Source organism: Roseibium sp., from assembly GCF_965276855.1.
Taxonomy (GTDB): domain Bacteria; phylum Pseudomonadota; class Alphaproteobacteria; order Rhizobiales; family Stappiaceae; genus Roseibium.
Genome location: NZ_OZ255700.1, coordinates 1593059 through 1607080, shown reverse-complemented (window position 1 = coordinate 1607080; position 14022 = coordinate 1593059). Strand labels below are relative to the sequence as shown.

Below are 14022 nucleotides of genomic sequence, written 5' to 3'. Positions count from 1 at the left end.
GGCGTTGGGCGATATTCGTCTGTTATGGCCCTGTTTCTAATCAAAACACATCCTATCTCTAGGGTGAACGGGTGCAATCGCACCCGGGCGTCTAGCGGCTTAGGGAGAACGATGTGCGACACGCGTATTGGAGACAGGATGCCCGGCATGAGTTGTTCAAGTATATCTGGACACTGGTTTTAGCGGTGGCTGCGGTTATCGGCTTTGTGGTCAGCCAAGGGTACAGTGCACAGGCGCAAGCGCAGTCAGCTGTCAGCGCAGAAACCGTCGCCTCCGGTTTGTCGTATCCGTGGAGCGTCGCCTTTCTGCCGGACGGCGGATACCTCGTCACCGAGCGTGATGGTGTTCTGAAAGTCGTTCACGAAGATGGCCGCCAGGATGTTGTTGCCGGGACGCCGGAAGTGTTTGCGCAAGGGCAGGGCGGTCTTTTGGACGTTGTTCTGAGCCCCTCTTTTGAGGCGGATCAGACGGTCTATCTCACCTTCTCTCAAGGATCGCCGGAGGGCGCTGGAACATCACTCTTCAAGGCAACGCTAGATGGGTCGAATGGCTCTGGCTACACGCTGGTTGAAGGGGACACGATCTTCGCCGGCAACAACAAGGCCTTTGGCGGACGCCACTTTGGCTCCCGTCTGGCGTTTGACGGCGATGGCAATATTTACATGACGCTTGGCGATCGCGGGGATGGCCCCCGGTCTCAGGACACATCCGATCACACGGGCTCCGTGCTGCGTTTGACCCCCGATGGCGAACCTGCACCGGGCAATCCTTTCCTCGACAACCCAGCCTACCAGCCGGAGATCTGGTCGATCGGCCACCGGAACCCGCAAAGCGCAGCCGTTCACCCGGAAACTGGGGCTTTGTGGACCGTGGAGCATGGCGCGAGAGGCGGGGATGAGATCAATATCCCGGAGGCTGGCAAGAATTATGGCTGGCCGGTTATCTCCTATGGCCGCCACTATTCCGGTGGCAAGATCGGTGAGGGAACCGAAAAGGCCGGTATGGAACAGCCGATCTTTTATTGGGATCCGTCGATCGCCCCCTCTGGAATGGCCTTTGTGACCAGCGACAAATACCCCGACTGGTCGGGTGATCTGCTGGTCGGCGCCCTTCGCGGGCAGCATTTGGCCAAACTCACCCTGAACGGCGAAGAAGTCGTGTCTCAAGAACAACTGCTGTCGGATTTGCGAGAGCGTATCCGGGACGTGCGTCAGGGGCCGGACGGGTTCATCTATGTGCTGACCGATAGCGATGACGGCAAATTGATCCGGCTGCACCCGTAGCCGTGACCACCGATCCATCGCTCTGATCGTTGATTGGAACAAGCAGAAGTTCTTGATTTTTCGTGGGATGCAAGAGCCTCTGCTTGACAAAACCATCAGAAAGGCAGATACACCGCACGTCATCGCCGCTGCCGCGTGAGCAGCAAGCGCAGGCCCGAACGGCCGGGAGCAGATGCTCCGATTGAATGTGCCAGGCATGACAGGCTCATGTCCAAATTAGCCGGACATATTCCCAGTACCCAGTTCACGCGGGGGCTGACGGCTTGTGCAGATGGCGAGATAGCCTCTGCAGCCGCAACCGCAACAGGACCGCGATCAACAGGCGGTCACGCAGGCGCGACCTCGTCCGCCTGACAAAGGATATTTGATTTGACCAACTTTGAAAGCCTGGGGCTTTCCAGCTCGCTGCTGAGCGCCATCAAAGACAATGGCTATGAGGCTCCGACCCCCATTCAGCAGAAAGCAATCCCGCTTATTCTTGACGGACAGGACCTGATGGGTCTGGCGCAGACCGGGACCGGCAAAACCGCCGCATTCGGACTGCCCCTCATCGAGCGTCTTCTGGCAGAGCCGCAACGGGCGGCGCCCAAAGGAACCCGTGCGCTGATACTGGCGCCGACCCGCGAACTGGTGAACCAGATCGCCAAGAACCTGATTTCCTTCCTGAAGACCACCCCTTTGCGGGTGACCTCTGTGGTTGGCGGTGTGTCCATCAACGGGCAGATCAAGCGGTTGTCGAAAGGCACCGATATTCTGGTGGCAACACCGGGCCGGTTGCTGGACCTCGTGGACCGCAATGCGGTTGATCTCGGCTCGGCATCGTATCTGGTGCTTGATGAGGCTGATCAGATGCTGGATCTCGGCTTCATTCATGCACTGCGCCGTATTGCCGGTCTTGTGGCCAAGGAGCGTCAGACGCTTCTCTTCTCGGCAACCATGCCGAAGCAGATCAACGAGCTGGCGCAATCCTACCTGACGGATCCGGCGCGCGTTGAAGTGTCACCTGCTGGCCGGACGGCCGACAAGATCCGCCAGAAGGTTCACTTCATGGATGCCAAGGCGAAGACCGGATTCCTGATCGATGTGTTGTCGGATCAGCCGGACGACATGTCGCTGGTATTCTGCCGGACGAAACATGGTGCGGAGCGCCTGATGCGCAAAATGGCGCAGGCGGGCATTGCTGCCGGATCGATCCATGGCAACAAGAGCCAGAACCAGCGCGAGCGCGCCATTAAGGAACTTCGCTCCGGTGCTATCAAAGTCCTGGTCGCAACGGACGTTGCAGCGCGCGGAATCGACATTCCGGGCGTCAGCCATGTCTATAATTTCGAATTGCCCGAAGTCGCCGAAGCCTATGTGCACCGGATCGGCCGGACAGCCCGTGCAGGTGCGGACGGCGATGCCGTTGCGCTTTGTGCGCCGGAAGAGATCGGCCTCTTCCGTCAGATCGAGAAGCTGATCGGCATCGATATTGAGGTCGTCAGTGGTGAAGTGCCGCCGTTGTCCGCTGCAAAGGCCGCCAAGCGCGCGAAAAACAACAAGTCCGGTGGTGGCGGCAAGCCACGGTTCCAAAAGGCTGCCGGCGCCGGTGCTGGCGACAACGACAACGGTCGCCGGTTTGCCAAAAACCGCCGCCGTCGCCCTCAGGCGCGCAAGAACGCGGCATAATCGAGCATTTGCCAAGTATCAGACGCTGAAAACAAAAGCACCGGGAAGTGGCCTTCCCGGTGCGGTGTCCTGTGGTCGATGGGGTCAGTGCAGTCAATCCGCGCTGAATAGTCATTTGTCACAACGAACCAAAAGTGTGAGACCGCCGCGTCTCTCGTTCAGCCCTTTGCTCCTAGTCCACAAGACACCATTTTTGACTTCGCAGTGATCAGCAAAGTGCAAGCCGGTGCCTGTAGGTGAGTGCCCACTTTGATCTTCTAAGATTTTATTTTTATCTTTCCGATACAAGTGAATTTAGGGTAATCACTTGCAAAGTGCAAATACAACCCAGGCTTCGCTAACCATGATTTTTTTCGAAGAAGAGTCAGTGAAAACAATCTGTTAGATAAGGTGTGTTGAAGAATTTACCGGTTGTGTTGCGTGAATGCTGAACATCGGATCACGCCTTGCAAAACCCGGAAAACCTTATACATCAATGAATTGTTCATTATATTTTCTTTATCTATTACCCCATAGAAAATGCTTATGTCGTTATTTATTGCGCTGCAGCTGTGGATCCAAAATCGATAATTCGGCCGAAATGGCGCGCAGACAGTCCGAATCTTTGGGAATCATGCAATCCATGGTCGCATAGTCCGTCTAGCGACCGGTGTCGGAACTGGCAGCAACGTTGGGTTTAGTGTTAAGTCTATGTATTTGATGCATCTTTCGATCCATAAACTTTCTTTATGCTTAACCCGTTCTGGTTTTAAGGGTATCGACACTTGCCCGGGGTCCAGCGCCATCGCGGACCAATTTTCGGAACGCAGGTGCCCTTAAAACAAAGGTCTGCGCGCAGTATTGCTTCCAAGCGGTTGCCTCTATTTCGGATGCGCCCGATCATACTCCAGGCGGGCTGTTTTGACCTTTTCCATCTGCTCGCCAGACCAAAAAACCAGAGGCTTCAAGCTTGCAACCAGGCTTTGACCCAGCGGGGTGAGCTCATAGGACACAGCGACCGGCGGGCCCGGATCGACTGAGCGGGTGAGATAGCCATCCCGCTGAAGGCCACGCAGGTTTTCCGTCAGCACACGCTGCGTGACGTCGCCGATACAGCGTTTGATCTCGCCAAAACGCATCGGTCCATCTTCCAGCGCCAGAACAATGATCATGCGCCATTTGCCGGTGACATTGGAGAGAACGGATCGGATCGGGCAGTTCGAGGCTTCGGCCTTGGTTTCAACACCAATTGGGAGCATGGGATGTCTCGGTATGCATAGGGAACCAGTGACAGATATCAAACTCGGATTATGTGTCAGAACACTTTGCAAAACAACAGGTATCCTGGAGCATACCTTGTGACAAAATAGTGCGTAATTGACTGTAGGTGCGAAAATGATACCACGTATGGCGACGACTCAAGCAGAGGATACAGACATGTCGCCGAAGGAATTGGTACTTGCCCTATTGACTGCAGCTTTCGTGGATCATGATCCGGAAGCTGCCAAGCCGTTGCTGGCGCCCGATTACATTCAACACAACCCCGCGATCCCGACCGGCGCGGACGGTTTGCTGGGCGCAATCCCGGTCGTGAAAGACGCCGGTTTGACGGTCACAACACATCGTGTGATCTCGGAGGGGGATTATGTCGTCCTGCACAACACGTATGAAAATGCGGATGCCTTTGGGGCGCCGAGCCTTGTGGCCTTTGATGTGTTCCGGGTTGAAGGTGGCGTTGTCGCCGAGCACTGGGACAATCTTCAGGCACCGCCTGAGACAACCGTCTCTGGCCGGTCGATGACTGATGGTCCGGTCGAGGTGGCCGACCATGACCGCACGCAGGAAAACAAGGAACTGGTTGTGGGTTTCGTCCGGGACGTTCTTGGTGGTGCCGCGCCGCAGAACGTGACCCAGTACATGGATCCGGCGGTTTACATGCAGCACAATCCGCTCATCGGTGACGGGCTCAACGGCCTTATGAAGGCCATTGAAGAGTTTGCAGCCCAGGGGCAGGTGATCACGAAGTTTGAGCCGCAAATCGTCGTTGCCGAAGGTAACTTCGTGTTCGTTGCCTCTGATGCGGTTATGGGCGGTGAGCCCTGGGCGTTTTTTGATCTGTGGCGGGTCGAGGCCGGCAAGATCGTTGAGCACTGGGACGTCGTGTCCCCGATTCCAGCAGAGATGGCGCACGACAACGGCAAGTTCTGAGCAGCCGCAACACGTTGAACATAAGAAAAAGCCGGGGCGTCCAATTGGACGTCCCGGCTTTCTGGCTTTTTCTGTGAACGAACAGATCACATGTTCGGGTAGTTCGGTCCGCCAGCGCCTTCCGGCACCGTCCACGTGATGTTGCGGTTCGGATCCTTGATGTCGCAAGTCTTGCAGTGCACGCAGTTCTGCGAGTTGATCTGGAAGCGCGGTGCGTCTTCGCCTTCTTCCACCCACTCGTAAACCCCGGCCGGGCAGTAGCGGTTGGAGGGGCCGGCAAAGATGTCGTGCTCGGACATTTTCTGCAGTGTCTCGTCGGCGACCTTGAGGTGGATCGGCTGATCTTCCTCGTGGTTTGTGTTCGACAGGAATACCGACGACAACTTGTCGAAGGAAACCACCCCATCCGGCTTCGGATAGTCGATCTTCTTGCAATCCTTGGCCGGTTTGAGCGTCTCGGAATCCCGCTTGCCATGCTTCATGGTGCCGAAGAAGGAGAAGCCGAACAGCTCGTTGGTCCACATGTCGAGACCGCCGAGGGCAACACCCAGCACCGTACCGAACTTCGACCAGAGCGGCTTGGCGTTGCGAACCTTCCACAGATCCTTGCCAATCTCGCTGTCGCGCCACGCCTGATCATAGGCGGCCAGCTCTGTGTTGGCCTCGCCGCGGCCGATCGCGGCCATGACTTCTTCTGCGGCCAGCATGCCGGAGAGCATCGCGTTGTGCGACCCCTTGATCCGCGGCACGTTGACGAAGCCCGCGGAGCAGCCCATCAGCAAACCGCCCGGGAAGGACAGTTTTGGCACGGACTGATACCCGCCTTCTGTAATGGCGCGTGCGCCGTAGGCCAGGCGCTTGCCGCCTTCGAACGTCTCGCGGACGGCCGGGTGCGTCTTGAACCGTTGGAACTCGTCGAATGGCGACAGCCAAGGATTCTCATAGTTCAGGTGCACCACGAAGCCGACGGCCACCTGATTGTCTTCCAAGTGATACAGGAAAGAGCCGCCGCCGGTCTTGCCGTCGAGAGGCCAGCCGAAGGAGTGTTGGACCAGGCCCTGATTGTGTTTTGCCGGATCGATCTGCCAGAGTTCCTTGATGCCGATGCCGAACTTCGGAACATCGCTGTCCTTGTCGAGCTCGAACTTCTCGATCAGCTCCTTGGCGAGCGATCCGCGAGCACCTTCGCCGATCAGCGTGTACTTGCCGCGCAGCTCCATGCCGCGGGTGAACATCGCATTCGGCTTGCCATCGCGGCCGATGCCCATATCGCCGGTCGCAACACCCGTGACATTGCCGTTGTCGTCATAAAGGATTTCGGCAGCGGCAAAGCCCGGATAGATTTCGACGCCAAGTGCTTCCGCTTTCTCCGCGAGCCAGCGGCAGACATTGCCGAGCGACACGATGTAATTGCCATGGTTGTTCATGAGCTTCGGCATGAACATGTTTGGCAGGCGCATGGAGCCTGCTGGCCCAAGCACGATGAACTGATCGTCCGTGACAGGGGTTTTCAGCGGCGTGTCTTCCTCGCGCCACTCCGGCAGCAATTGGTCGAGGGCAATCGGATCGATCACAGCGCCAGACAAGATATGCGCCCCAACCTCGGAGCCTTTTTCCAGCACAACGATGCTAATGTCTTCGCCCTTTTCATTGGCGATCTGTTTCAATCGTATCGCGGCAGCCAGACCAGCCGGGCCAGCGCCAACGATCACCACATCCACGTCCATGCTTTCACGTTCGCCGAGCGCGTCCTGTTCGCTCATGAAATGTCTCCCTCCGCAAGGTTCGCAGTGCCGGTTTCGCGCGATTTGCCGCTCAATGACGGGCAAATCGCGACATTTTTCATATGAAAATGCGAAGCCGGTTGCCGAATGCTCCTATTTGGGGCCAGATAGACCAAAGCTCGGCTCGGGCGTCAAGTGCAAAAGTAACGCTTACGTAAACGTAAGTAATTCTCCGTTTGGGTTTGATGCTCTGATGCACACACGCAAAAGCCTTTACCCACAGGGTGTGGCAGGATATCTGCGGCTTGGGGATGTTACCTTGGCAGGTATCACCTCTTAGCTTAGTTTACCGACCTGCCAGATGCCTGCATTGGCCGTCAGGTTCTGGGCGCTTGCCCATCTTGGAGAGTTCATTTGCAACACAGCCCATCTGATATGCGGCATCTGGAAGCCCTGCTGGATTTCTATCTGGCATCCGGTGTGGACGCATCGCTGGGGGACGAGGTTGTCGACTGGTTTCAGCTCTCCGAAGTTCAGGCAAAAGCACGTCAGCAACGTGTTGTGCCGCAGGCGACGGCTCCGGCAGTGTCCCCGGGACAGAGCACGCCCCAACAGACACGGCAGGCACTTTCTCAATTTCAGCCGTCCTCCCAGCTTGGTGCAGCGCAAACTGCTGGTGCCACGGGGGCAAACACACAAAGTCTCACCGATCACGGCGCGATCCCGGATCAGGCGGTCATTTCCATGGCCCGTGAACAGGCTTCCAGCACCGGATCTCTCACCGAGCTGCTGGCCTGTCTTGAAGCTTTTGATGGCTGTAACCTTAAGCGCACAGCCAAATCACTTGTATTTGCCGATGGCAATCCGGAAGCTCGTGTCATGTTCATCGGTGAAGCGCCGGGGCGGGATGAGGATCTGCAGGGCAAACCCTTCGTCGGCCGGTCCGGTCAATTGCTTGACCGGATGCTGAAGGCGATTGGCCTAGACAGATCCCAAGTCTATATCGCCAACACGGTGCCCTGGAGGCCGCCGGGAAACCGCACGCCGACACCGCAGGAGACGGAGATCTGCCGCCCATTCATCCAACGCCAGATCGAGCTGGTGAACCCGGATGTCGTGGTGTTTCTCGGGGCTGCCTCTGCGAAAACACTTCTTGGCGTGCAAGACGGTATCCGGAAAATGCGCGGCCGCTGGATGACCTATCCAGTTGCGGGGCGTCAGATTGCTGCCTTGGCCACCTACCATCCGGCCTACCTGTTGCGCAGCCCGCTGGAGAAACGACTGTCCTGGCGTGATTTTCTGAGTGTGAAATCAAAACTGTCTGAAGTCGGTTAGCCCGCCGCCAGCAGGCGTAGCAACTCCCGGTGGCGGCCGCATCGCGGGCAATCTGCTGAAGCAACGCCTGCCGTTCAAATCGGCAGGAATGCTTCAAGATTTATCTGGATAAAAGCAAATACTTGAAACGAAAGGTAAACTCGAACTGAGCGAAGTACGTTGGTCGGTGTCTCAGATTTGCATCGAAGAATCTTAGTAGAATTAACAGTATTTTTGTTCTTTGCCGGCTATGATCATCGCCTACTGGAAGTGGTTGAAAACCGCTGTCAGCTGGAGACTGGATGTGAAGGAAATCGTTGATCGTTATTCCGGCGGCTCAAATATCATGGTCTTGGTTCTCGACTTCGAGACCCTGGATTGCGAGGAGGCGATCGCAACGGACATTACCCGCTCGGGGTGCTTGCTTCGGGATACATCGCACACTGCAAAAAACAAGCTGATCGGTTTGCGTTTGTCCGGCCTGGACAAGATGATCAAGGGCAAAGTTCAAGAAATCCTGGCAGAAGAAGTCCGGGTCTCCTTTCTTTTCGAAGACGACACCAAACGCGAGAAGCGCAAGGAGAAGCGCCGGACCGTCTCCATTTCTGCGTCGGTGCTACCCGGCAACGGCAGAGGCCCTGTAAAGTGTCAGATCGTGGACGCAAGTTTGTCCGGGTGCCGCTTCTTCTGTAAGCAGCTGGACGAGTTGCCGGACTCGATTGCTTTGCGAATCCCGGGTATGGACCTTCCGGTTGGCGGCAGCATCGTTTGGCGCGCCAACGGTTACGCGGGTGTTAAAATGAATTGGCAGTTTAGCGGAAAGACCGAGTTCATGGCTGCCAAGACCATCCGACCGCCAAGCCTGGCTGGAAAGGTCGGTGCCAATGGCAGCCGCAAGAAGACCCTGGCAAAACAACCGAACGTTATCCCAGCCCGATAACCCGGCGGGTCTTGTTACGGGGCTGCGGTGGTATCTTTTGAACCAGCACCTATATCTCCTGAAACAACAGGCTATTCAGGATTATCTTTTCGTGCTGTCTTCTCTACGCCGGTTTTTGCCCGGCTTCTTGAAAAACGACGCTCCCGTTATTCCGGTCGTGCGCCTGCAAGGGCCGATTGGTATGTCCAGCCCGCTGCGGCCCGGCCTGTCGCTGGCTACCGCAGCCCTGCCGCTGGAGCGCGCCTTTTCCATGAAAAAGGCGCCAGCTGTGGCGCTCATCGTGAATTCCCCCGGGGGCTCGCCGGTGCAATCGCGGCTGATTTTCCAGCGGATCCGGGACCTTGCCAAAGAGAATGAGAAGGACGTTCTTGTCTTTGTCGAGGATGTGGCGGCCAGTGGCGGCTACATGATTGCGCTGGCGGGCGATGAGATCATCGTTGATCCATCTTCTGTCGTCGGATCGATCGGTGTCGTTGCCGCCGGGTTCGGTTTTACAGAGCTGATCGGAAAAATCGGTGTGGAACGCCGGGTCTATACGGCGGGTGAAAAAAAGGTCACGCTCGATCCGTTCCAGCCGGAAGTGCCGGAAGATATCGAATACCTGAAAACCCTGCAGCAAGAGATCCATGACACGTTCATCGAGATGGTGAAATCCCGCCGGGCTGATGTCCTGTCCGACGATCCGGATCTCTTCACCGGCAAGTTCTGGACCGGAACGAGTGCGGTCAATCTTGGGCTTGTGGATTCCCTTGGCGATCTGCGCGGTGTCTTGAAAAAGCGCTACGGCGACAAGGCGGAAGCCAAGCTGATTTCTGCACCGCGCGGTCTGTTTGGCCGCAAGGGTGGTGTCGGCGTCAACCTGGAAGCCGGAGCCCTGACAGCGGGCCTTGGCAATGAATTGATCTCGGCCGCCGAGGAGCGGCTCATGTGGCAGCGTTTTGGTCTTTAAATAAACGTATTGAGGGTGTGGACTTTAAGAAACAACAGGGGACAACAGATGACCGAGTTGATTGGGGCCGCAGCATTGGCCGTTGGCGGGTACTGGATCGTCCAGCGGATCAAGCGCAAGATGGCGGATGTCGAAGCCCAGATCTCCAAGGCGGCCGCGAAGGCCGACCCTGCCGGCCGCGGCGAAAAGCTGGTTCTGGACCCGGTAAGTGGAAAGTACCGGCCCCAGGGTTGAGGCCGGTCAGTTTATGCGTGATCAGATGACTGCCGTAGACTAATTGCGGCGGTCACAATCCTGCGCTCTGTGCCGGAGCGGCAAAAAGTCCGAATTTCAAGGCTTTTTTCCGCGCCGTGGCGACGAGCAGACTGCCCGTTAGCAACACGAGAAGCAGATCTGACAGCGGGCCTGCCAACCAGACACCAGGTTCCCCCAACATTGATGCCAGCGCAAAGATTGCAGGTATTAGGAACGCATACGGTTTGGTCAGACTGAGAAGCGCAGCCCGGCCGGCGTCACCGATTGCCTGAAAATAGGCTGCAATGATCATCAGCGGGCCAAACACGAAGAATAGCGCCGTCATCACAGGCAGAATCCGAACAATTTCCCCTTTCACCACCGCATCATCCGTGAACAGGCCCGCCACCCAAAGTGCGTTGAGGTTCACCAGAAGCTGGGCCCCCAGACAGTAAATCAAGGAGACGGCCATTCCCAGCCGGAGTGCGGTGTCCGAACGATGCCAGAGCCGGGCGCCATAGTTGTTGCCGATGATGGACTGGAGCGCCATCGACAAGCCCAAATGGGGCAGGATGAGAAAGGTCATGATGCGGGTGATGATTCCGTAGGCTGCAATGGTTGCTTCATAGTGGGCAACATGCACCCACTGCAAAGCCGCAATGGTGGCGATGGTTCCAAGGGAGATCCCCAAAAAGCTAAGGCTTTGCGGTGCGCCAAGGGCAAGTATGGGCCGCCAGCCTGCCAGAAGAGAGTAGCGGAGCAAGGCCTGCGGCTGGAGATGTGTTCGTGTCCGGGCCCTGTAGGCAAGGATGATGATGAGCGACAAAAGCTGGGCTAAGACAGTTCCGTATGCGGAGCCTGCAACCCCGAGATTCAAGACCGCGATCAAAATGTAGTTGAAGACGATATTGGACAGGGACACCAGCAAACTGGAGGCTGCCATGAAGCCGACACGGCCTTCATTCCGCAACGCGTCCGAGTTCAGTGCCAGGACGAAAAACACAGGTCCTGATGCGATGGTGATCAGCATATAAGTGTGGGCCATCCCGGCGATCGAAGTGATCCCGTTTGAAGCACCCAAGACAAGGGGTCTGCCGAAACCGGCGAAGAGTGCAATCAGGACCAGGCTGATGAAGAGGGCAAGGCCATGGGCCCCGGAGAAAACGGAGCGGGCCTCCTCAAACCGGCCCGCGCCGAGATGGCGGGCCAGGATGCTTGCCATGCCGTTGGAGACGAGTGTGGCGAGCGCGATGACCAACATGGTGGCCGGAAACATCAGGGTCACTGCGCTGAGTGCATCAGCCCCCACGTAAATTCCGAGAAAAACAGCATCCACAACGGTAAGGAGGCCGTTCATGCTCATCACGAGGATGATTGGCAAGGCGGTCTTGGCCAATAAGCCGCCCAGCGGACTTGTGACAAAATAGTTGTCCTGAACAGTGCCTGTCGACATTCTGCTCTCCGATAATACCATTTCGTATGAAGGGCTATGCCCGGGGGAAGGGCCCGCATTGCTTCCGGCACAAAATGTGTGGCGGAACAAAAAGTCGAACTAGCCAGAACTTTACCGTGACACGTGTCTGCGGGCGGCAGGGGCTGGACCCGGCCCCGTGCGTATCTCCAATTTCGCTTCATGTCAAAATGAAAGACAACCGGCATATGTGTTGCGCGGTCCATCGACAGAGTTCTTCAGTGCGTTATTTACATTTCCAACTGTTGAAACCGGGATCGGAAATCGAAGTCATGTTGCAGGAAAAACGGGGCGATCTTGATGCTGAAAAGCGCAAGAAACTCATTGTCCGCTTGCTGGAGGATTTGAGCAGTTCAAACCCGGATCTTTACTATCAGCCGACCAGTCAGGTCGCGATTCAGATCAAGCAAAATATTGATGACGGCACAAACCTCAACAATGACGACCGGGCGCTGCTATTGCCGCTCACCTTGCGGGACATAGAAGTGTTGCTGAGCCTGCATTGACTGGCCTAACCTATCGGCCTTTTTGATTGATACGCCCAAAGATGCTCGGCCACATAAAAACGATCAACCTTGGGCGTGAAATCTATCCTGGTTTGACGCCCGCTGATTGATGTAGCGGAACGGACTGCATTCTCGATCCCTAGCCGAAAAAACCAGACCCCAAGGCTTTCCGGCGTTTCAGCGGTTCGGATTGCACGGCCTTGCGCTGGATGAACTTGAAGTGCCCGAGTGCTTCACGGATCGTCTCATGGACCGGTTTGCGCTCCAGATAATCCATCAACCGGTAGAGATTGATCGGTTGCTTTTGAATGAGCGCTGACACCTTTTCCAAAGCGTCATCAAAGGAATAGGTGTCGATGATCTGGCAGGCCGTTTGCGTGGGCGTGAGGATGTAATAGTCCCGCTCCCGCTTCGGCGTGTAGCGCAGGACATCGAACGGGGATGCTCCAAGCACCTGGGGTTTTGGGATATAACAGAAGACATCATCGGCCTTGTTGTGCAGGACAGACCCGGAGGTTTGCTTGAATCCGAAGGGTTTGAGCTGCTGAACGGCATGCGTGCGCATGCCCGGGCTCATAATGTCCGCGTCCGAGCGGTCGTAGCGCAGATCGTCGAACACGGAAAAGATGTTCAGCCAGTCATCCACCAGCATCATGTAAACGCTGAGTTCCCGCTCTGCTCCAAGCGCTTTTGAAGTCTGTGTTTCCGTGCGTGCCGAACTTTCGTCCATGATCCGTCTCCTGTTCTTGGAGAGGTAGGACCGATGGGCCGGCGGGCAACTTGGTTTTTCTGAAGCCGGATTGGAGATTTGGTCCAAGTGTGGTTCAAAGCCAAGTCTGCAGAAGAAGCCACAAGCCCATCAACATCCCGGGAAGCAAGGTGATCAGCATGGCAAAGCCCCGTTTGCTGCTGTCGAAGAGAATGAAGTGCAAGACACGCCCAATGAGAAACACGGCAACAGCCAACCACAGCCACTTTTGTCCAAGCCCAGCCATTTCGGATGCTCCCAGAACCAGGATGAAGACCGGCGCATTCTCCATCAAGTTTCCGTGAATCCGGATGCGTTTGAAGAGCGTCGCATCATCGCCGTCGCCTCGAAAGACACCACCGATTTTTTCGCGGCGCAGGCCGATCCAGCCGGTCAGCGGGATGAGAGAAATAGCGAGCAGGCTTGTAAAAGTAATTGTGACGGGCAGCAGGACTTGGGTCATTGATTGTCGCCTTTGATTTCCATCGGCGATGCAGGCTCCGTTGATGACAACAAAGCGAGCATCGCCGATCAATTGTTTTCGATAAAAGGGTGGCATCGATCGAGGCGTCTTACTGATCGAAGGGGCGAGCTGCTTGGTTTCCAACCAGGCTCTAGACGAGCCCGGTGTCTATGTCAGTGGGCAGGTCTTTCAGGCTTACATGTCCATGTCCAAAGCTTCTGCGATCTCAATGGTGCCAGTCCCGCTGAGATGAGGACAGCCTTTGGCCAAGGCAATCGCATCTTCCATAGTGTCGGCTTGCAGAACGGTCATGCCGCTCGCTGGATTGGCTCCCCCGTGATCCTCGACACCATCTGGCGTGATGGTTTTCGACGGCCCGACCGGAAGGCCTGGATCAATGACAGCCTCAGCGATGGAGGCGCTCCAGGCTTTCCACGCCTGCATGTGGTTGACACCATCCTCCCGGCTCTGGATGTCAGGCTTCCCGTGATAAACCAGCAAAAATTTGGGCATGTTGAACTTTCCTTGTTTCAAT

Annotated in this window: 14 protein-coding genes; 8 read left to right on the top strand and 6 right to left on the bottom strand. The window is 56.4% G+C overall.

What is annotated here, in order from left to right; genetic code table 11:
* Positions 1 to 173: 173 nt before the first annotated feature.
* Positions 174 to 1283 (top strand): PQQ-dependent sugar dehydrogenase, encoded by a 1110-nt coding sequence (locus ACQY4Z_RS07305; protein ID WP_428529747.1) that lies wholly within the window; start codon positions 174 to 176, stop codon positions 1281 to 1283.
* Positions 1284 to 1652: 369 nt separating this feature from the next.
* Positions 1653 to 2951, top strand: a complete 1299-nt coding sequence (locus tag ACQY4Z_RS07300; protein WP_428527985.1) for a DEAD/DEAH box helicase — start codon at positions 1653 to 1655, stop codon at positions 2949 to 2951.
* Between the two features lie 860 nt (positions 2952 to 3811).
* Here ACQY4Z_RS07300 and ACQY4Z_RS07295 read toward each other — a convergent pair.
* Complete coding sequence (locus ACQY4Z_RS07295) at positions 3812 to 4189, bottom strand: winged helix-turn-helix transcriptional regulator (RefSeq protein WP_428527983.1); 378 nt, start codon at positions 4187 to 4189, stop codon at positions 3812 to 3814.
* A gap of 148 nt (positions 4190 to 4337) precedes the next feature.
* On the opposite strand from ACQY4Z_RS07295, the gene ACQY4Z_RS07290 reads away from it, so the two are divergent.
* Positions 4338 to 5138 carry a nuclear transport factor 2 family protein gene (locus tag ACQY4Z_RS07290; protein WP_428527981.1) on the top strand — a complete coding sequence of 267 codons (801 nt, stop codon included), beginning with the start codon at positions 4338 to 4340 and terminating at the stop codon, positions 5136 to 5138.
* Between the two features lie 86 nt (positions 5139 to 5224).
* Here the strand turns inward: ACQY4Z_RS07290 and ACQY4Z_RS07285 are convergent, their stop codons facing one another.
* Positions 5225 to 6901 (bottom strand): electron transfer flavoprotein-ubiquinone oxidoreductase, encoded by a 1677-nt coding sequence (locus tag ACQY4Z_RS07285; RefSeq protein WP_428527979.1) that lies wholly within the window; start codon positions 6899 to 6901, stop codon positions 5225 to 5227.
* 396 nt (positions 6902 to 7297) lie between these two features.
* Here ACQY4Z_RS07285 and ACQY4Z_RS07280 point away from each other — a divergent pair, with 396 nt between their 5' ends.
* From ACQY4Z_RS07280 to ACQY4Z_RS07265, 4 genes are all read left to right on the top strand, one after another.
* The gene (locus ACQY4Z_RS07280; RefSeq protein ID WP_428529745.1) at positions 7298 to 8197 is read left to right on the top strand and encodes a uracil-DNA glycosylase; all 900 of its coding nucleotides are present in this window, start codon (positions 7298 to 7300) and stop codon (positions 8195 to 8197) included.
* A 283-nt stretch (positions 8198 to 8480) separates the two neighbouring features.
* Positions 8481 to 9116: a PilZ domain-containing protein gene (locus ACQY4Z_RS07275; protein WP_428527977.1), complete on the top strand. Its 636-nt coding sequence runs from the start codon at positions 8481 to 8483 to the stop codon at positions 9114 to 9116.
* A gap of 91 nt (positions 9117 to 9207) precedes the next feature.
* Positions 9208 to 10065, top strand: coding sequence for a S49 family peptidase (locus ACQY4Z_RS07270; protein ID WP_428529743.1), 858 nt, complete (start codon positions 9208 to 9210; stop codon positions 10063 to 10065).
* A gap of 48 nt (positions 10066 to 10113) precedes the next feature.
* A complete protein-coding gene (locus tag ACQY4Z_RS07265; RefSeq protein ID WP_428527975.1) occupies positions 10114 to 10299 on the top strand; it encodes a hypothetical protein in 186 nt (61 codons plus the stop codon).
* A 52-nt stretch (positions 10300 to 10351) separates the two neighbouring features.
* Here the strand turns inward: ACQY4Z_RS07265 and ACQY4Z_RS07260 are convergent, their stop codons facing one another.
* Complete coding sequence (locus ACQY4Z_RS07260; protein WP_428527973.1) at positions 10352 to 11752, bottom strand: MATE family efflux transporter; 1401 nt, start codon at positions 11750 to 11752, stop codon at positions 10352 to 10354.
* A gap of 290 nt (positions 11753 to 12042) precedes the next feature.
* On the opposite strand from ACQY4Z_RS07260, the gene ACQY4Z_RS07255 reads away from it, so the two are divergent.
* Positions 12043 to 12276, top strand: a complete 234-nt coding sequence (locus ACQY4Z_RS07255) for a hypothetical protein (protein ID WP_428527971.1) — start codon at positions 12043 to 12045, stop codon at positions 12274 to 12276.
* A gap of 139 nt (positions 12277 to 12415) precedes the next feature.
* On the opposite strand, the gene ACQY4Z_RS07250 is transcribed toward ACQY4Z_RS07255, so the two are convergent.
* The 3 genes from ACQY4Z_RS07250 to ACQY4Z_RS07240 all read right to left on the bottom strand — a co-directional run bounded on the left by ACQY4Z_RS07250 (position 12416) and on the right by ACQY4Z_RS07240 (position 14000).
* Positions 12416 to 13006, bottom strand: a complete 591-nt coding sequence (locus ACQY4Z_RS07250; RefSeq protein WP_428527969.1) for a hypothetical protein — start codon at positions 13004 to 13006, stop codon at positions 12416 to 12418.
* A 94-nt stretch (positions 13007 to 13100) separates the two neighbouring features.
* The gene (locus tag ACQY4Z_RS07245; RefSeq protein ID WP_428527967.1) at positions 13101 to 13487 is read right to left on the bottom strand and encodes an MAPEG family protein; all 387 of its coding nucleotides are present in this window, start codon (positions 13485 to 13487) and stop codon (positions 13101 to 13103) included.
* Positions 13488 to 13682: 195 nt separating this feature from the next.
* Complete coding sequence (locus ACQY4Z_RS07240; protein ID WP_306149963.1) at positions 13683 to 14000, bottom strand: hypothetical protein; 318 nt, start codon at positions 13998 to 14000, stop codon at positions 13683 to 13685.
* Positions 14001 to 14022 lie beyond the last annotated feature (22 nt).